Origin of the sequence: Nocardia sp. CC227C (genome assembly GCF_030767025.1) — a bacterium.
Lineage (GTDB): Bacteria > Actinomycetota > Actinomycetes > Mycobacteriales > Mycobacteriaceae > Nocardia.
Genome location: NZ_JASITE010000013.1, coordinates 53,751 through 70,152, shown reverse-complemented (window position 1 = coordinate 70,152; position 16,402 = coordinate 53,751). Strand labels below are relative to the sequence as shown.

Below are 16,402 nucleotides of genomic sequence, written 5' to 3'. Positions count from 1 at the left end.
TTGAAGCCCCTAATGCCGGGAAGAGTTGTGCGGGGTGGGTGGGTTGTCGGTAGCATGACCCGCGTTCCGCAAAGGTCCGGCAATCGGGGCGACCGGGCGATTGGACTGCGCAGTAATACCGATGAGGGGAAGGCTGTCGCGTGAGTGTTGGTCGCACCTTGCGCATAGTGGCGGTGGCCGGGATGGTCACCGCTACGACGCTGCTCGGGCCCATGGCTGCCCTTGCCCAGCCCGGCGGGATCGACCTCGAACCCGCGCCCGCACCCCAGCCCGTCGAAGCCCCGCTGGAGCCGACGCCCGCCGCCGGTCCGTGGGATCTGGTCGGCGCTCTGCTCGGCACCGGTTCGGCCGGAATCGGCTCGGCCGCCACCGGCTCGGCGGGCATTGGCTCCGCCGCCACCGGATCCGCCGCCACCGGAACGGGTTCCGCCGCCCTCGGCACCGGCTCCGCCGCCACCGGCTCGGCCGGAGCGGCCGTCGGCTCGGCGGGCGCGGGAGCCGGATCGGCTGTCCTCGGCTCGGGTTCCGCCGCCCTGACCACGGGTTCCGCCGCTCTCGGAACGGGTTCCGCCGCAGTGGGTTCCGCCGGAGTCGGTGCCGGCACCGTGCTCGGCACCGGATCCGCAGGCATGGCGGCGCTGCTCGGCCTCACCGGTTCGGCCGGTCTCGGGACCGGTTCGGCGGCAGTGGGTTCCGCCGCGGTCGGCACCGGTTCGGCGGCGGCCACCCTCGCCACACTGCTGGGGCTCACCGGTTCCGCCGGTGTGGCGACCGGTTCCGCGGCACTGGGCTCGGCCGCGGTCGGCACCGGCTCGGCGGCCGCGACGCTCGCGACCCTGCTGGGTTTCACCGGTTCGGCCGGTCTCGGGACCGGTTCGGCCGCAGTGGGTTCCGCCGCGGTCGGCTCCGCGGCGACGGGGTCGGCGGCCTTGGCCGCACTGTGTACCGGTTCGGCTGCCGTGGGTTCGGCCGGAGTGGGTTCCGCGGGTGCCGGATCGGCCGCGGGCTCCGCGGCCACCGGTTCCGGTGCCGGTTCCGCGGCGCTCGGTTCGGCCGCGACCGGATCGACCGGGGTCGGTTCGGCCGCCGTCGGTTCCGCCGGGGCCGGATCGGCTGCCGTCGGTTCGGCCGGGGCCGGTTCGGCGGCAACGGGTTCGGGCGCGCTGGGTTCGGCGGGAGCTGGTTCGGCCGCCGTCTGCGCGTCCCCGCTGCTGCTTCTGCTGATTCCGCAGCCGACGCCCGCGCCGGTGCCTCCGCCCATACCGCTGGAAATTCCGACACCGCCCGCGCCCCAGGTGCCGCTGCCCGCGGTGGCTCCGGTGGTCGCGCCGCCCGTGGAGGTGGCGGCGGCTCCGGCTCCCGAGCCACCGGCGGAACCGGCGCCGCCGGCGGCGTCCGATCCTGTGGTGGCACAGCCGGATCCGCAGGTGCGGCCCACATCCGACACGGGTCTGCTGCCACCGATCAAACTGCTGTCGGTCATCGGCGGACTCATAGCGCTCACGCTGGCGGGCGTGGGTTCCGGTGCGGTGAGCGCGCAGAGCGCGTCGGCGGCGCAGGCGCGGATCGACGCCGCGCGCGCCCAGTTCTTCGGCCCGAGGGCGTGAGGGGGCAGCGATGACCGAGAGTCGAGCGCATAGCAGCGCCAGCAGGTCCTACCGCCGGGTGGCGGCCGCCGTCGACGCGGTGTGCGCGGTCGCCGCCGACTTCGACGCCACCACCCTCGACGAGGTGGTGGACGCCATCTCGCTGGAGCGGCGGCGGCCCATCGAGATCGCCAGCGCGCAGTTGGGCCCGGGTGTGTGCGGACAGCGCCGCAGCTACCCGGACCGGGATGTGATCGTGCTGGCCGCCGCGCTACCCACGCGCGAGCACACGCTCGCGCACGAGCTGGGGCATATCGTGTTCGACCATCCGGGCGAGGCCGCGACCGAGGTCACGCTGGAGGCCAGCGAGGATCTCATCGCCTACATGCTCAGCCAGCGCGCGCACCAGCAGATCGTGGATCTCGGCGAGGACGAACTGTGCGAGTGGGAGGCGGAGACCTTCGCGAACATGCTCATGACCCGACTGCGTGTATTCAACAGCCGAGGCGCGGGCGTCTCGGTTCTGCGCTTCGACGAGGCACTCGGATGACCGGATGCGGCGTCGGGTGTGACCACGGTGGACCCCTCGGACGGGAGGACACGGCATGACCTTCTGGTTGACGGCGCTACTGGTCTGGATGGCGGCCGGGGCGCGGGTGGGCCGGGTGCTGGTCAAGCCCGCGACCACCGCGCGGGTGGCGATCGTGATCGCGGTGGCGTCCGTCGCGGCGGCCTCCACCGTCGCGATTCCGGATGTCGCGGTGGCGGTGGATCACATCGCCCCGGCCGGGGTGCGCGGAATGTGGTTGTCCGACAGGCTCACTCCCATGCTCTGGGCGCTGTTCGTGACCTCGACCTCGGTGGTGGCCGCGGCGGCGTGGCCGGTGGTGTCACGCCGGAATCTGCGCCAGATCTCCTGGATGATCTACGCCGGCGGGCTCGTCGCGATGATCATCACCCTGGTGTGGTCCACCACCTTCGGTTGGGTGGTCGCCCTGCTCGGTTGCGTCTTCATCGTCATCACCGGCGTGCGCAACCTGGACTGGACCACCCTGGGCCGCGGCATCGCGCTCTACACCACCGGCACCCTGGTGGTCGGCGTGCTGTCGACGCTGTCGCTGCGACGTGAGATAGATCACGCGACCATGCCGAAACCGCAGCAACCGGACTGGTTCTGGCCCGCCTGGCAGATCGCGTCGCTGCTGATCGCCATGGGCGCGGTGTGGATCGTGATCGAGCTCTGGCTGCGAGCGCGCTTGCTGCTGCGGGAGATTCGCACCCTGCACCGGGTGCTGGTGGCGCGCTTCCCGGAGGTGGTGACCAAGGATCAGACCGGGTCCACCACCCAGCTCAAGGCGTCCGACCAGGTGGCGCAGATCATGGACGCCCTGTTCCTGCAGTCCGGCGGCGGCGTGGAGCTGGCCGATGCCGGTGCGCCACCCGAATCGGTGACCGAACGGGCCGAGCGGGTGGCGCTGTGGGCGCGGAATCCCTTCGGCGAGACCGTGGTAGACGGTCGGTGGATCGCTCCGCCGCCCGGCGTGAGCCCGCGCGGCTGGGCTCAGGCCATTGCTCGCGCCTTCGACGAGGCGCTGGAAAGCGGGGCCGGTCAGCCGTCGGCGCAGCGCTGAAACGCACCTATTCGACCGGGATCCGCATTCGGTGGATTCCGGTCATAAGTGCGCCGCAATGGCGATGGGCATGACCGTTCTGTACATCTGAAAGTGCACTTTGCACAGTTCGGGTGTGCGGTTTGCACAACTCGATCGGAAATCCAGCAAAACGAAACGACCCCCCGTGGCCGTATCCGGTGCATCGCCCGACAATCTGCGCGATGCACACCAGGGGAGGTCGTCTCACCGATATGTTCTCGGACCCCGCGCAGCGATATGCCAGGAGTGCGCATATCTGCTCCGCGCAGGGGTGTACGCCACATGGTCTCTGTGCCCTGAGACCGGTCTAACACCCCGCGTGCCAGCCACACGATGGCGACGCCGCCCTGCAAGCAGCGCCGTATCGTTCAGATGCTCCTCATGGAACCGGCTGGAGGAGTCCTGTGACAAACCAACACAGTGCGGTTCCGAGTCACCCGCACTGTGTTGCCTTGAGGCAGGGCCTATTCCGTGCCGTCCGGAGGAATTTCGGGCAGCCCCTCTGATGCCCGCAACTTCTCCGCCATGGAGGTGAGGAGGTTCTGTGATTCTTCGGAGAGGTCGAAGGCCCTACTCGACAGCCGACGCAGTCCGTAGCCCTGCAGCTGGGACAGCAACTCCAGATCATGATCGATCTTGGCAGCGTAGATGTCGTTGAAGAAGTAGTCAGGCTTGACCTTGAAGAACTTCGCCAGTGCAGCCACCGTCTCGTCCGACGGATTCGTGCGCTGTCCCGACCGCAGCTGTGACAGATACGGTTTCGAGATCGGATGGCCGGAGGCCGTCAAGGCCGCCGCCACCTCTGCGTTGGTGTGCGGCTTACGCCCCGGGGGATGCACGGTTTCGAACAGCTTGTTCAGCCGCGCCGCGAAATCAGCCATTGTGAGCCGCCCAATTCCCTTCGCTGTACTAACAGTCGTTATCTCGGATACGTATCATTGATATTAGCGGCTCAGTAACTGAAAACCTACGCCTGATTCGCGATTTCCTTGAACCTTCTCGACGGTGATCCGGCGAAGCCGCTGTGGCTTGGGCGTTTGCGGGCCACCCTCACGGTTCTTGCGGATGGCTTAAGAGCCCCGGTTCTGGCCCGTCGCGAAGGTCTTCCGCAACGGGCCGCCAGTAGCTATAAGATAGCTGACGAGTCATCATCTTGTCTGTACCGAAGTTTGTGTGGCGTACGCCACGTTTGACGGGTCGTAGGATGAATGTTCAACCTCGTGGCCGAAAAAGGTTGGGGACTAGACCCGTTCGATGATCGTGCCCGTCGCGAGTGCGCCACCGCAGCACATGAGGATCATGGCGGTGCTCTTGCCGGAGCGCTCCAGCTCGTGCAAAGCCGTTGTGATCAACCGCGATCCGGTGCTGCCGACCGGGTGTCCGAGCGCGATGGCGCCGCCGTTGACATTCACCCGGTCGAAGTCGGGCTTGTGCACCGATGCCCACGACAGCACCACGGATGCGAAAGCCTCGTTGATTTCGAACAAGTCGATATCGCTCATGCTCATGCCGCTGCGCTCCAGCAGGCGGGCGCACGCCTGCACCGGTCCGTCGAGCTGGTATTCGGGCTCGCCGCCGACCAGGCACTGGGCCACGATGCGGGCGCGCGGGCGCAAACCATTGCGCTCGGCGGCCTTTTCATCCATGAGTAGAACGGCTGCGGCACCGTCGGAAATCTGCGAGGACGTGCCCGCGGTGTGAATACCCCCCTCCTGCACCGGCTTCAGCTTCGCCAGGCCCTCGCGGGTGGTCTCGCGCAGGCCCTGATCGCGGGTGACGTCCATGGTCTCGCCGGTGAGGTTGCCCTCCTTGTCCACCTGCGGCGCGCCCTTGATGGTCAGCACCTCGCGGTCGAAGCGGCCCTCCGCCCACGCCTGCGCGGCCAGGCGCTGCGAGCGCTCGCCCAGGGCGTCGGTGTCGTCACGGGTTATGCCGCGCCGCTTGGCGATTCGCTCCGCACCGGTGAACTGGTCGGGCATGTCGATATCCCAGCTCGCCGGACGGCGGGGCCCGGCGTGGGTGCCGACATTGGCGCCGAGCGGCACGTGGCTCATGGACTCGATGCCGCACGCCAGGCCGACCTCGATGGCCCCGGTCGAGATGAGTCCGGCGACCAGGCCCGCGGCCTGCTGGGCGGATCCGCACTGGTTGTCGATGGTCACCGCGCCGGTCTGCCAGGGCAGGCCCGCGTGCAGCCAGGCGGTGCGGGTGACGTTGTTCGACTGCTCGCCGACCTGCATGACGCAGCCGCCGACGACCTGCTCCACCAGTAGGGGATCCAAGGCCGCTCGTTCGAGCACGCCCTGCTGTGCCGCGCCGAGCAGTTCGGCGGCGTGCAGGCCGGCCAGCCAGCCATTGCGTTTGCCGATGGGTGTGCGCGCGGCCTCGACGATGACGGGAGTACCCATGTCGTTCCTTTCGGATACAAACTGAAACAGGTTCGGATTCTGTTACAGCTGTTTACTAATTCATCTTCCTCAGTCGTACCACCTGTGCTTCAATGATGGTAGAACGTGTTTCAGTCGGTCAAAGGAGACTGCTGGTGGTCGACACCTCAATGCGGCCCAATGTGCCGGACGGATTCGATGTCACGGACCCGGACATGTGGGCGAGCCGAGTCCCGGTCGAAGAATTCGCCGAATTGCGGCGGACGGCCCCCATCTGGTGGAACCCCAAATCGCCGGAAGTGGGCGGCTTCCACGACGACGGCTTCTGGGTGGTCAGCAAGCACGCCGACGTCAAGGAGGTCTCCCGTCGCAGCGATGTGTTCTCCAACTACGAGAACACCGCCATCCCGCGTTTCAACGACGACATCACCCGCGAGCAGATCGAGATGCAGCGGTTCGTGATGTTGAACAAGGACGCCCCCGAGCACACCAAGCTGCGCAAGATCATCGCCAAGGGCTTCACGCCGCGCGTGATCAACGGCCTGCGCGCCGAGCTGACCGCGCGCGCCGAGCGGATCGTGCGGGCCGCCGCCGAGTCGGGGCGCGGCGACTTCGTCGAGCAGGTGGCGGCCGAACTGCCGCTGCAGGCCATCGCCGAGCTGATCGGTGTACCGCAGGAGGACCGGAAGAAGATCTTCCGCTGGTCCAACGAGATGACCGGCTACGACGATCCGGACAGCGATGCCGACCCGCTGGTCGCCTCCACCGAGATCCTCGGCTACTCGTACCAGATGGCCGAGGAGCGCAAGCGGTGTCCGGCCAGCGATATCGTCACCGAGCTGGTGCAGGCCGAGATCGACGGTGAGTCGCTGTCGTCGGAGGAGTTCGGCTTCTTCGTCATGATGCTCGCCGTGGCGGGCAACGAGACCACCCGCAATGCCACCACGCACGGCATGCTCGCCTTCCTCGAGAATCCGGAGCAGTGGGAGCTGTTCAAACAGCAGCGGCCCCTGACGGCGGCGGACGAGATCATCCGCTGGGCCACGCCGGTCAGCATGTTCCAGCGCACGGCGTTGGAGGACACCGAACTCTCGGGCGTCCGGATCGAGAAGGGGCAGCGGGTGGTGCTGCTCTACCGGTCGGCCAACTTCGACGAAGAGGTGTTCGAGAACCCCTTCACCTTCGACATCCTGCGGGATCCCAACCCGCACTTGTCCTTCGGCGGTACCGGTGCGCACTTCTGCATCGGCGCGAATCTGGCGCGCCTGGAGGTGGAGATCATCTTCAATGCCATCGCCGACCACATGCCGGATATCACCGGCATCGGCGATCCCCGGCGGCTGCGCTCGGGCTGGCTCAACGGGATCAAGGAGTTCGAGGTCGACTACCGGACCTGCCCCGTGCAGCACTGAGACCAAGAGCTGAGACGAAGACTGAGACGAAGAACGCGGCGGGCGTCCGGAACTCCGGCCGCCCGCCGCGCTTTCCGGGCCACATGTCGCACGCCCTGACGAACGCCCGGTGCCCGCCCGCACGGCGGGCGGGCACGGGTTCTAGCGTGTTCCAGCGGGTTTCATGGTCGCCATGGCGCGCTCCTGTTCCCAGAAGGCGCGCAGGGCGAGAATCTTCCCGTCCTCGTCCACCTTGTAGGTGAAGACACCCTCGGCGTCGATCACCTGGCCGCCCATGTAGGTGCGGATCTTCCCGGTGAAGGCGATCTCGCGACCGCAGGCGAAGGAGTCCTCGAAGTGAAATTCGATCTGCTCGGTCGGGGCGATCGCCTTGTCCCAGAATGCCGCGATGGCCTCCGCGCCGCGGTGCCCCTTGCCCTCGGGGTCGAAGAAGGACGGGCCGACCGGGTCCTCGACAATGCCGTCGGCGGCGAAGAGCGCGACCCAGGCCGCCTTGTCGCGCGCCCGGACGGCGGCCTGCGAGGCTGCCCCGGCGACCCGCGCCGGATGCTCGGTGGTGGTGGTCACGGCTGCTCACTCCCCACGACCCACATCGAGAAGTACTGCGAGCCGCCGCCATAGGCGTGGCCGAAGGCTTTGCGGGCGTTCTCCACCTGGTAGTCGCCCGCCCGGCCCATCACCTGCTTGGCGGCCTCGGCGAAGCGAATGAGCCCGGACGCGCCGATCGGGTTGGACGACAGCACGCCGCCGGACGGATTGACCGGGAGCTTCCCGCCGATGGCGGTGTCGCCGGAGTCGGTGAGTTTCCAGCCCTCGCCCTCGGGCATGAAGCCGAGGTTCTCCAGCCACATGGGCTCGAACCAGGAGAACGGCACATAGATCTCGGCCGCGTCGATCTCCTCGAGCGGATTGGTGATGCCGGCCTGCTCCCACAGGGCGCGGGCGGCGTCCTTTCCGGCCAGGGGGTTCACCTGATCGCGCCCGGCGTAGGCGAGCGGTTCGGTGCGCATGGCGGTGCCGTGCACCCACGCCACCTTCCGGCCGCGGGCCTCCTGCTCCTTGGCCGCGGACTCGTCGCCGATGACCAGCGCGCACGCGCCGTCCGAGGACGGGCAGGTCTCGTCGAAACGAATGGGGTCCCACAGCATTTGGGAGGCCAGCACCGACTCCATGGTGATATCGGCCTGCCGCAGGTGGGCGAGCGGGTTGCGAGCGCCGTTGCGACGGTCCTTCACCGCGACCATGGCCCCGATGTGCAGCGGGGCATTGGCGCGGCGGATGTAGGCGCGCACGTGCGGGGCGAAGTAGCCGCCCGCGCCCGCGCCCACCGGCTTGGTGAAGGGCACCGGATTCGACAGCGCCCACATGGCATTGGATTCCGACTGCTTCTCCCAGGCGACGGCGAGCACCTTGCCGTACACGCCCGCCTGGACGTGATTGGCGGCCACGACGCCGGTGGAGCCGCCCACCGAACCGGCGGTGTGCACGCGCAGCAGCGGCTTCCCGGTCGCGCCCAGGGCATCGGAGAGGAACAGCTCCGGCATCATGGAGCCCTCGAAGAAGTCGGGGGCCTTGCCGATGACGACCGCGTCGATATCGGCCATGGTGAGTTCGGCGTCGGCGAGCGCGCGGTCGATGGCCTCGCGGCACATACCCGCCATGGACACGTCCGACCGCTTGGTCACATGGTTGGTCTGGCCCGTGCCGAGTACGGCGGCAGGGTTGCCCGTCGCCCGGCCACCACCCCTCACCGAATCGCTGTGCGCTGCTGCGTTCATCGTGCCTCCAAGGTGGCGACCAGGTTCTGCTGCAATGCCGGACCGCTGCTGGCGTGGGCCAGCGCGCGTTCCGCATTGCCGTTGATGATCTCGGTGGCGGCGAAGCCGATGCGCTCCAGACCCGCCGCGAACAGGGGGTTGCCCGCCAGCGGTCCGCCGGAAGGGTTGATGCGGGTGGAACCGTTGAGTCCGATGGCCTGTTTGAGGATGAGTTCCTCGTGGCTGTACTGCGCGTTCAGCTCGGCGACATCGAATCCGGCGGGGCCGTCGCCGATGGCGGCGCGGGCCGCGCGGGCGGTGGACTCCGAGACGGTGAGGTCGCGCGCGCCCAGCATGGGGGTGTCGATGTAGTGCGCCATGCCGGTCAGCCAGGCGGGCCGGTCGCACAGCTCGCGCGCCCGGTCGCCAACGGCCAGCACGATGGCGGCCGCGCCGTCGGTGATGGGCGCGATGTCGTGGGCGCGGAAGGGGTCGGCCACATAGGGCGCGGCCAGCAGCTTCTCGATATCGGTCTCGGCTCGGGCGGTCTCGGTCGCCTCGCCGTAGGCGGCCGCGGCGGCGGCGCTGTTGGCGGCGACGGCGGCCATGTCCTGTTCGCTCCAGCGTCCGGCGTCCAGTCCGGCCCGCGCCTGCAATCCGGCCATGGACACCGCGTCCGGCCACAGCGGCGCGACCACATAGGGGTCGGTCTGGAGGGTGAGCACCTGGCGCAGCGTGCCCGCCGAGGGCTTGCCGAAGCCGTACACCAGCGCCGTCTTCGCCTGTCCGGAGCGGAGTTTCACCCATGCCTCGTACAGCGCCCAGGCCGCGTCCATCTCCACGTGGGATTCGTTGATGGGCGGCACCGCGCCGATGGAGTCGATGGCCGAGATGAAGGAGAAGGCGCGCCCGGCAAGGTAATCCGAGGAGCCGGAGCACCAGAAGTCGATATCGGCGGTTTCGATGCCGAGCGAGTCGTACAGCCGCGTGAAGCACGGTTGCAACATCTCCACGCCGTTGGTGGTGCCGAAGGTCTCCGGCACATGCGGTGCGTGCGCGAACCCCACCACCGCGATATCCGTTGTGTTACTCAAGGTTTCAGCGCCTCTCTACAGGTGGTGCGCGAAGGTCTCGTACTCGGCGTCGGGCTCGCCGGTGGGCTCGAAATGGGAGATGTTGTCCAGCCCGTAATCCCATTCCTCGCGCGGTTTCCACACGGCCTTCACCCGCATGCCCATGCGCACCTCGGTGGCGTCGATGCCGAGCACCAGGTGCAGGAAGGGGATGTCCGCGCCGTCCAGCAGGATGTAGGCGGCCACGTACGGCGGCTTGATGCGCTGGCCCTGGAACGGCACGTTGACCACGCAGTAGGTGGTGACGATGCCGGTGTCGGGCAGGTCGACGTAGTCCTCGGTGGGTGCGCCGGTGCGCGGGTCCGCGCCGCGCGGCGGGAAGTACACCTTGCCGTCACCGCCCGCCTTCGCGCCGAGCAGCTTGCCCTCCACCAGTGCTTTCAGGAAGGCGGTCTCCTGCGGCGCGGCGGTGTGCTTGAAGCTCAGGTCGATCGGCGTGACGATGCCCGTGATCGGCTCGGCCTCCGCCGAAGGGGTCGCGGCGACGGAGAATTCGCCGGGCTCGAAGCAGGCGATGTCGTGGATGTAGCCCTTGCGCTCGGTGGCCCAGCGCGCCCGCACCCGCATGCCGGTGCTGATGTCCGCGGGCGAGGACACGTCCACGGCGTGCAGCAGGGCGGTGTCCGCGCCGTCGAGTTTGATGAGCGCCCAGGCGAAGGGGCGGTCGAAGGGCTGGCCCGGCAGCGGTTCGGCCACCCAGCTCCACGACTGCACGGTGCCCACGTCGGCGACATCCACGAACTCGGTCAGCGGTTCGGCGGTGATCGGATCGAATTCCGCTGGCGGCACGATCACGCGTCCGTCGGAACCGCGCACGCCGACGATCTGCCCGGCGCGCAGGCCGGTCAGGAAGCGGCCGATGGTCGGACCGGTGGAGCGGGTGTAATCGAACTGCATCCGCAGCGGCGCGGCGAGTACTTCGGTGTTCCCCAGAGTCACGGAATCGAGTAGAACAGGTTCTTATTCTGGTGGCAAGGCTTCGCGGTGCCGGGGGCCTCGCCCCCGCGCCCCCATAAGCGTTGACAAGGCGCTTCGCCCCCGCGCCCAGCGGGGGAATTGATCTCGGAAGAAGGGAACGGTTATGCGGTTCGGGTTGCAACTCGGTTATTGGGGTGCACAGCCGCCCACCAACGCCCGGGAGTTGGTCGTCGCGGCCGAGGCGGCCGGATGGGACGCGGTGTTCACGGCCGAGTCGTGGGGATCGGACGCGTTCACGCCGCTGGCGTGGTGGGGTTCGAGCACCAGCCGGGTGCGGCTGGGCACGTCGGTGGTGCAGATGTCGGCGCGCACCCCCACGGGCACCGCCATGGCCGCGCTGACCATGGATCATCTCAGCGGCGGACGGCACATTCTCGGGCTCGGCGTCTCCGGACCGCAGGTGGTCGAGGGCTGGTACGGACAGCCGTTCGCCAAGCCGTTGCAGCGGACCCGCGAATACGTGTCGATCGTGCGGCAGGTGCTGGCCCGCGAGGCCAAGGTGACCAGCGGCGGACCGCACTATCCGCTGCCCTACGCCGGTCCGGGCGCGACCGGCCTGGGCAAGCCGCTCAAGCCCATCACCCATCCGCTGCGCGCGGACCTGCCCATCTGGCTGGGGGCCGAGGGCCCGAAGAACGTGGCGCTGACCGCCGAGATCGCCGACGGCTGGCTGGCCATCTACTACACCCCGCGACTGGCCGACATGTACAACTCCTGGCTGGACGAGGGTTTCGCGCGGGCGGGCGCCCGGCGTTCGCGGGCGGACTTCGAGATCGCCGCCACCGCCCAGGTGATCCTCACCGACGATCCGAAGGCCGAGCTGGATCGGCTGCGCCCGGTCATGGCGCTCTACATCGGCGGCATGGGCGCGGAGGAGTTGAACTTCCACGCCGAGGTGTACCGCCGGATGGGCTACGGCGAGCAGGTCGAGGAGATCACCCGGCTGTTCCGCGCCGGCCGCAAGGATGAGGCGGCGGCCGCGGTGCCGGACGAGCTCATGCTCGACACCATGATCGTCGGCAATGCGGCGCAGGTGCGCGAACAGCTGAAGGTGTGGGAGGACGCGGGCGTCACCATGCTGCTCGTCGGGGTGCGCGATACCGAGCAGCTGGCCCGTCTCACCCCCCTGATCCAGTCGTAGAACGAGTTCTAGATTCTGTCCCGGTCACGGCGTGAGCGGACCCGCGAGCACGCTCTCGCCGGACTCCCGGTCGCCCTGCCAGGCGAACGCCGGATCCGAACTCGGCTTGCGCTGCCACAGCAGCAGGAGCAGATCCGATGCGGGCGCGGCGATCTCGGCGGTCGGCTCACCCTTGCCGTAGGTCCGGATGGTCCCGGTGTCGGTGGTCCGCACCTGCACGGCGGCCTCGGGCGGGGTCGCCAGCCCGCGGTCGATCATGCGCTGCGCGAACATGTCGAAGACCTCCGCGATGCCGTCGTCGGCCAGGGCGGCGTCGATCGGCGCGGCGGCTCCGAGCGCGGACTGCGCGTCCCAGAGATGCATGACCGTCTCGTGGGTGCGGCGGCGACGCCAGAATCCGACGGTGCGCGGGGCCGATCGGGTGAAAGTCCATGCCTCCGTGGCCGGATCGGCCGACAGCGCGGCGACGAGGGCGTCGGAGGTCCGGTCGAACCAGGCCCGCAGTTCGGCCGGGTCGCGCGGCGCGGGTTCGCCGTCGTCGTCGCCGCGCAGTTCGGCGACCGCGGTCACCACCCATTGATTTCCGCGCCCCATGTGCTCGACCAGATCGTGGAGGGTCCAGTCGCCGCAGGTGGGCACCGGCGCGGTGAGGTCGACGTCCGCGGTGATGAGCTCGCCGAAGGCCGTGAGCCGGTCGCGCAAGATCGCCAAGAAGTCCATGCGCCCACGGTAAACGACGTACTCTGTGGCGGCAGCCACAATTTCCCGTGGTACGAATTGAGAATTGTGTCTTGTCACACACAGGAACACGTTCTATTTTCATCATGTGAGCCACAACATAGCGGACCTTGTCGAACACGCCATCGACCTCATGCCGGATAACGTCGCCCTGGTCGACGACACTCGCTCGGTTACCTATGCCGAGCTCGAGGGGCGAGCCAATCAGCTCGCGCACTACCTGCGAGAACAGGGGGTGCAACCGGGCGACAAGGTGGGTATCTACTCGCGGAACACCATCGAGGCCATCGAGGCCATGGTGGCGGTGTTCAAGACCCGCGCGGTCATGGTCAACGTGAACTTCCGATATGTCGAGAACGAGTTGCAGTACATCTTCGACAACTCGGATATGGTCGCGCTGGTGGTCGAACGTCGCTACAGCGACAAGGTCGCCAATGTGTGGCCGAAGGTGCCGCATCTGAAGGCGGTCCTCGTGGTGGAGGACGGCACCGACCTGCCGCTACCCGAGGGTGCGGTGGAATACGAAGCGGCGCTTGCCGGTTGCTCTGCCGAGCGCGATTTCGAGGACCGTTCGCCCGACGACATCTACATGCTCTACACCGGCGGCACCACGGGTATGCCCAAGGGCGTCATGTGGCGGCAGGAGGATGTCTGGCGGGTGCTCGGCGGCGGAATCAACTTCCTCACCGGTGAATACGTCACCGATGAGTGGGAGCTCGCCAAGATGGGCGCCGCCAACCCGCAGATGGTCCGGTACCCGGTCGCCCCGATGATCCACGGCGGCTCGCAGTGGGCCACCTTCCAGAGCCTGTTCGGCGGCGGGAAGACCCTCATGCTCGCGGAGTTCAGCGGTCACGGGCTGTGGCGGGCCGTCGAAAAGCACAAGATCAACCTCATTTTCATCACCGGTGACGCCATGGCCCGGCCCATGGTCGACGCGCTGCTCGAGGGCAATCCGGAAACCGGTGAGCCCTACGACCCGTCGAGCCTCTACGTCATCGCCAGCAGCGCGGCCCTGTTCTCGCCGACGCTCAAGGACAAGATGCTCGAGCTGCTGCCGAACCGGATGATCAGCGACTCCATCGGCTCCTCGGAGACCGGTTTCGGGGGGCTGTCCGTGGTCACCAAGGGGCAGAACCACACCGGCGGCCCGCGCGTGAAGATCGACGCCTCCACGCAGGTGCTCGACGAGGACGGCAATCCGTGCGAGCCCGGGTCCGGCAAGATCGGCTTCCTGGCCCGCAGCGGGCACATCCCGCTCGGGTACTACAAGGACGAGGCCAAGACCAAGGCCACCTTCAAGGAGTTCAACGGCAAGCGGTACTCGATTCCGGGCGACTACGCTCGGGTCGAGGAGGACGGCACCGTCACCATGCTGGGCCGCGGCTCGGTGAGCATCAACTCCGGCGGTGAGAAGATCTACCCGGAGGAGGTCGAGGGGGCGCTCAAGTGCCATCCCGAGATCTTCGACGCGCTGGTGGTCGGGGTGCCGGACGAGCGCTGGGGGCAGAAGGTGGTCGCGGTCGTGCAGTGTCGCGGCGAGAACCGGCCCACGCTCGAGGAGCTGCGGCCGGTGCTGACGCAGGAGATCTCGTCGTACAAGATGCCGCGTGCGCTGTGGTTCGTGGAGCAGATCAAGCGCAATCCCGCGGGCAAGCCCGACTACAAGTGGGCCAAGGCGCAGACCGAGGAGCGTCCCGCCGACGAGGACGCGCCCGCGCCCGCCGGAAAGTAGGGCCGGGCCGCAGGCCGGTCGCGATCCGTGCCGCGACCGGCCGCAGCCCTGCCCACCTGCGAAAACAAGGGATCATCCGAGGATTCGGTCATAGCCGAAAGGTATGGAAGGCAGTCCTTTCCGATCTTCCCAACATGTCGGTGGGGTGTGCCAGAGTGGCCCTATGAGCAAGCAGTCCGGCAGGTCCACCACCTCCCTCGATGAGGTGTTGCAGTCGTTCGAGGGGCACCGCCGCGAGCTGTGTGCCTACGCCTACCGCATGCTGGGGTCCTCCTTCGAGGCCGAGGACGCGGTGCAGGAGGCGTTCACCCGCGCCTGGAAGTCCTACGAGTCGTTCGAGGGGCGCTCCAGTCTGCGCTCCTGGCTCTACAAGATCACCACCAATGTCTGTCTGGACATGTTGGACGGCCCACAGCGGCGCGCCCGGCCCATGGACCTGAACGGGCCGTCCACGCCCGATTCGCCGATGCCCATGCCGGAACCGGACTACGTGTGGGTGGAGCCCATTCCGAACGCGTTGGCCTTCGGTGCGGATCCCGCCGACCATGCCTCGGCGAAGGACACGCTGCGGCTGGCCTTCGTGGCCGCGGTGCAGCATCTGCCCGCCACCCAGCGCGCCATCCTGATCATGCGCGAGGTGCTGCGCTTCTCCGCGAACGAGACCGCCGACATGCTCATGATGTCGCCGGCCTCGGTGAACAGCGCCCTGCAGCGCGCCCGCGCCACCATGTCCAAGGTGCAGCCCGACGAGGGCAAGACCTTCGACGAAACCGATGAGCAGCAGCGCAAACTCGTCGACGACTTCGTCAAGGCGTTCGAGTCCTACAACATGGACGCTCTCACCTCCCTGCTGAAAGAGGATGTGGCGCTGTCCATGCCGCCCATCTCGCTGTGGGTGTCGGGTCCGGACAATGTGGCCGCCTTCATGCTCGGGCACGGCCGCGCCTGCCGCGATTCGCGCATGGTGCCGCTGGCGGGTGCGAACGGTTTGCCCGCCTTCGGTCATTACAAGCCGAGCGATGAGCCCGGTCTGTGGCTGCCGTGGTCGATCACCGTGCTCGAACTGGATGGAGATCGCATTTCCGGTCTCAACTTCTTCCTCGACACCGATAAACTGTTCCCGCTCTTCGGTTTGCCGCAGGAGTGGCGCGAAGGTGCGGAGGTTTCGACCACCGCGTAGACCCTGTCGGCGCGCATGGTGGATGACGCCGGGGTGGTCCGGCGTCGGCGCGACGGCACGCGTGAACGGCCCGCCGGGTGTATACCCGTCGGGCCGTTCGCATGTCGGTACGAGTACCGCGCCACCCGCGTCGCGGCGGTCGTGGAATGCGAAGGGTCGGGGTATCAGCCCGGGTAGTTCATGTGGAACGGCTCCCACTGGTGGCCGTCCGGGTCGATGAAGGTGCGGCCGTACATGCCCGCCCCGGCCTCCTGCTCGCGGCGGCTGTCGTCGGCCTCCTCGGTGCCGCCGGCCTTCAGGGCGGCTTCGACCAGGCTGTCCACCTCGGCGGCGCTGGCCAGCGACAGGGCGTAGGCCGCGCCCACCGTACCCTTGGTGTCGGCGATGGCACGCTTGCTGAAGTTGGTGAAGAACTCCTTGGTCAGCAGCATCAGGCAGATGTTGTCGTCCACCACGATGCAGGCGGCGTTGTTGTCGGTGAAGTCCGGATTCACCTTCCAGCCGAGCGCCTCGTAGAACCCCTTGGACCGGTCCAGATCGGAAACGGGGAGATTGATGAAGATCATCTTGCTGGCCATGATGTCGTCCTCTCGGCGCGTACTCGTTGCGTGTCACAGGTAAGGACGGAGCGGACATCGAAAACTCATCGGTGCCCCTGGGACAAGGCCGGAAACAAAGAAGGGCGGCGGCCCGGAATCCGTGC

Annotated in this window: 15 protein-coding genes; 7 read left to right on the top strand and 8 right to left on the bottom strand. The window is 67.9% G+C overall.

The window, feature by feature from the left end; translation table 11 throughout:
- Nucleotides 1–140: 140 nt before the first annotated feature.
- From QMO76_RS24880 to QMO76_RS24870, 3 genes are read left to right on the top strand one after another with little or no spacing between them, the layout of a single operon-like run.
- Complete coding sequence (locus QMO76_RS24880) at nucleotides 141–1,607, top strand: hypothetical protein (protein WP_306363741.1); 1,467 nt, start codon at nucleotides 141–143, stop codon at nucleotides 1,605–1,607.
- A gap of 10 nt (nucleotides 1,608–1,617) precedes the next feature.
- A complete protein-coding gene (locus QMO76_RS24875) occupies nucleotides 1,618–2,136 on the top strand; it encodes an ImmA/IrrE family metallo-endopeptidase (RefSeq protein WP_029925400.1) in 519 nt (172 codons plus the stop codon).
- Between the two features lie 55 nt (nucleotides 2,137–2,191).
- A complete protein-coding gene (locus tag QMO76_RS24870; protein ID WP_306363740.1) occupies nucleotides 2,192–3,217 on the top strand; it encodes a hypothetical protein in 1,026 nt (341 codons plus the stop codon).
- 485 nt (nucleotides 3,218–3,702) lie between these two features.
- Here the strand turns inward: QMO76_RS24870 and QMO76_RS24865 are convergent, their stop codons facing one another.
- A complete protein-coding gene (locus QMO76_RS24865) occupies nucleotides 3,703–4,119 on the bottom strand; it encodes a helix-turn-helix domain-containing protein (RefSeq protein WP_011207048.1) in 417 nt (138 codons plus the stop codon).
- Between the two features lie 360 nt (nucleotides 4,120–4,479).
- Nucleotides 4,480–5,646, bottom strand: coding sequence for a steroid 3-ketoacyl-CoA thiolase (locus QMO76_RS24860; protein WP_306363739.1), 1,167 nt, complete (start codon nucleotides 5,644–5,646; stop codon nucleotides 4,480–4,482).
- Nucleotides 5,647–5,795: 149 nt separating this feature from the next.
- Here QMO76_RS24860 and QMO76_RS24855 point away from each other — a divergent pair, with 149 nt between their 5' ends.
- Nucleotides 5,796–7,037 carry a cytochrome P450 gene (locus tag QMO76_RS24855; RefSeq protein ID WP_306363894.1) on the top strand — a complete coding sequence of 414 codons (1,242 nt, stop codon included), beginning with the start codon at nucleotides 5,796–5,798 and terminating at the stop codon, nucleotides 7,035–7,037.
- A gap of 141 nt (nucleotides 7,038–7,178) precedes the next feature.
- On the opposite strand, the gene QMO76_RS24850 is transcribed toward QMO76_RS24855, so the two are convergent.
- From QMO76_RS24850 to QMO76_RS24835, 4 genes are read right to left on the bottom strand one after another with little or no spacing between them, the layout of a single operon-like run.
- Complete coding sequence (locus tag QMO76_RS24850; protein WP_306363738.1) at nucleotides 7,179–7,604, bottom strand: nuclear transport factor 2 family protein; 426 nt, start codon at nucleotides 7,602–7,604, stop codon at nucleotides 7,179–7,181.
- Nucleotides 7,601–8,815 carry a thiolase domain-containing protein gene (locus QMO76_RS24845; protein WP_306363737.1) on the bottom strand — a complete coding sequence of 405 codons (1,215 nt, stop codon included), beginning with the start codon at nucleotides 8,813–8,815 and terminating at the stop codon, nucleotides 7,601–7,603. The genes QMO76_RS24850 and QMO76_RS24845 overlap by 4 nt, the downstream gene beginning before the upstream one ends.
- Nucleotides 8,812–9,888 carry a thiolase domain-containing protein gene (locus QMO76_RS24840; RefSeq protein WP_306363736.1) on the bottom strand — a complete coding sequence of 359 codons (1,077 nt, stop codon included), beginning with the start codon at nucleotides 9,886–9,888 and terminating at the stop codon, nucleotides 8,812–8,814. The genes QMO76_RS24845 and QMO76_RS24840 overlap by 4 nt, the downstream gene beginning before the upstream one ends.
- A 15-nt stretch (nucleotides 9,889–9,903) precedes the next feature.
- Nucleotides 9,904–10,824 carry a Zn-ribbon domain-containing OB-fold protein gene (locus QMO76_RS24835; protein WP_372342079.1) on the bottom strand — a complete coding sequence of 307 codons (921 nt, stop codon included), beginning with the start codon at nucleotides 10,822–10,824 and terminating at the stop codon, nucleotides 9,904–9,906.
- A gap of 184 nt (nucleotides 10,825–11,008) precedes the next feature.
- On the opposite strand from QMO76_RS24835, the gene QMO76_RS24830 reads away from it, so the two are divergent.
- Entirely contained in the window at nucleotides 11,009–12,046 is a 1,038-nt protein-coding gene (locus tag QMO76_RS24830; RefSeq protein ID WP_306363734.1) for an LLM class F420-dependent oxidoreductase, read from the top strand.
- Between the two features lie 24 nt (nucleotides 12,047–12,070).
- On the opposite strand, the gene QMO76_RS24825 is transcribed toward QMO76_RS24830, so the two are convergent.
- The gene (locus tag QMO76_RS24825; protein WP_306363733.1) at nucleotides 12,071–12,766 is read right to left on the bottom strand and encodes a maleylpyruvate isomerase family mycothiol-dependent enzyme; all 696 of its coding nucleotides are present in this window, start codon (nucleotides 12,764–12,766) and stop codon (nucleotides 12,071–12,073) included.
- A gap of 106 nt (nucleotides 12,767–12,872) precedes the next feature.
- Between QMO76_RS24825 and QMO76_RS24820 the strand changes: the two genes are divergently transcribed.
- Both QMO76_RS24820 and QMO76_RS24815 read left to right on the top strand, forming a co-directional pair.
- Entirely contained in the window at nucleotides 12,873–14,519 is a 1,647-nt protein-coding gene (locus tag QMO76_RS24820; protein ID WP_306363732.1) for an acyl-CoA synthetase, read from the top strand.
- A 163-nt stretch (nucleotides 14,520–14,682) separates the two neighbouring features.
- A complete protein-coding gene (locus QMO76_RS24815; RefSeq protein WP_306363731.1) occupies nucleotides 14,683–15,699 on the top strand; it encodes a sigma-70 family RNA polymerase sigma factor in 1,017 nt (338 codons plus the stop codon).
- Between the two features lie 164 nt (nucleotides 15,700–15,863).
- On the opposite strand, the gene QMO76_RS24810 is transcribed toward QMO76_RS24815, so the two are convergent.
- The gene (locus QMO76_RS24810) at nucleotides 15,864–16,277 is read right to left on the bottom strand and encodes a VOC family protein (RefSeq protein WP_306363730.1); all 414 of its coding nucleotides are present in this window, start codon (nucleotides 16,275–16,277) and stop codon (nucleotides 15,864–15,866) included.
- Nucleotides 16,278–16,402 lie beyond the last annotated feature (125 nt).

What these genes read in the sequence shown, in the direction of transcription:
- QMO76_RS24875 (WP_029925400.1), top strand. Translation starts at nt 1,618, where the DNA reads ATGACCGAGAGTCGAGCGCATAGCAGCGCCAGCAGGTCCTACCGCCGG.
- QMO76_RS24870 (WP_306363740.1), top strand. Translation starts at nt 2,192, where the DNA reads ATGACCTTCTGGTTGACGGCGCTACTGGTCTGGATGGCGGCCGGGGCG.
- QMO76_RS24865 (WP_011207048.1), bottom strand. Translation starts at nt 4,119, where the DNA reads ATGGCTGATTTCGCGGCGCGGCTGAACAAGCTGTTCGAAACCGTGCAT.
- QMO76_RS24860 (WP_306363739.1), bottom strand. Translation starts at nt 5,646, where the DNA reads ATGGGTACTCCCGTCATCGTCGAGGCCGCGCGCACACCCATCGGCAAA.
- QMO76_RS24855 (WP_306363894.1), top strand. Translation starts at nt 5,796, where the DNA reads ATGCGGCCCAATGTGCCGGACGGATTCGATGTCACGGACCCGGACATG.
- QMO76_RS24845 (WP_306363737.1), bottom strand. Translation starts at nt 8,815, where the DNA reads ATGAACGCAGCAGCGCACAGCGATTCGGTGAGGGGTGGTGGCCGGGCG.
- QMO76_RS24835 (WP_372342079.1), bottom strand. Translation starts at nt 10,824, where the DNA reads ATGCAGTTCGATTACACCCGCTCCACCGGTCCGACCATCGGCCGCTTC.
- QMO76_RS24830 (WP_306363734.1), top strand. Translation starts at nt 11,009, where the DNA reads ATGCGGTTCGGGTTGCAACTCGGTTATTGGGGTGCACAGCCGCCCACC.
- QMO76_RS24825 (WP_306363733.1), bottom strand. Translation starts at nt 12,766, where the DNA reads ATGGACTTCTTGGCGATCTTGCGCGACCGGCTCACGGCCTTCGGCGAG.
- QMO76_RS24815 (WP_306363731.1), top strand. Translation starts at nt 14,683, where the DNA reads ATGAGCAAGCAGTCCGGCAGGTCCACCACCTCCCTCGATGAGGTGTTG.
- QMO76_RS24810 (WP_306363730.1), bottom strand. Translation starts at nt 16,277, where the DNA reads ATGGCCAGCAAGATGATCTTCATCAATCTCCCCGTTTCCGATCTGGAC.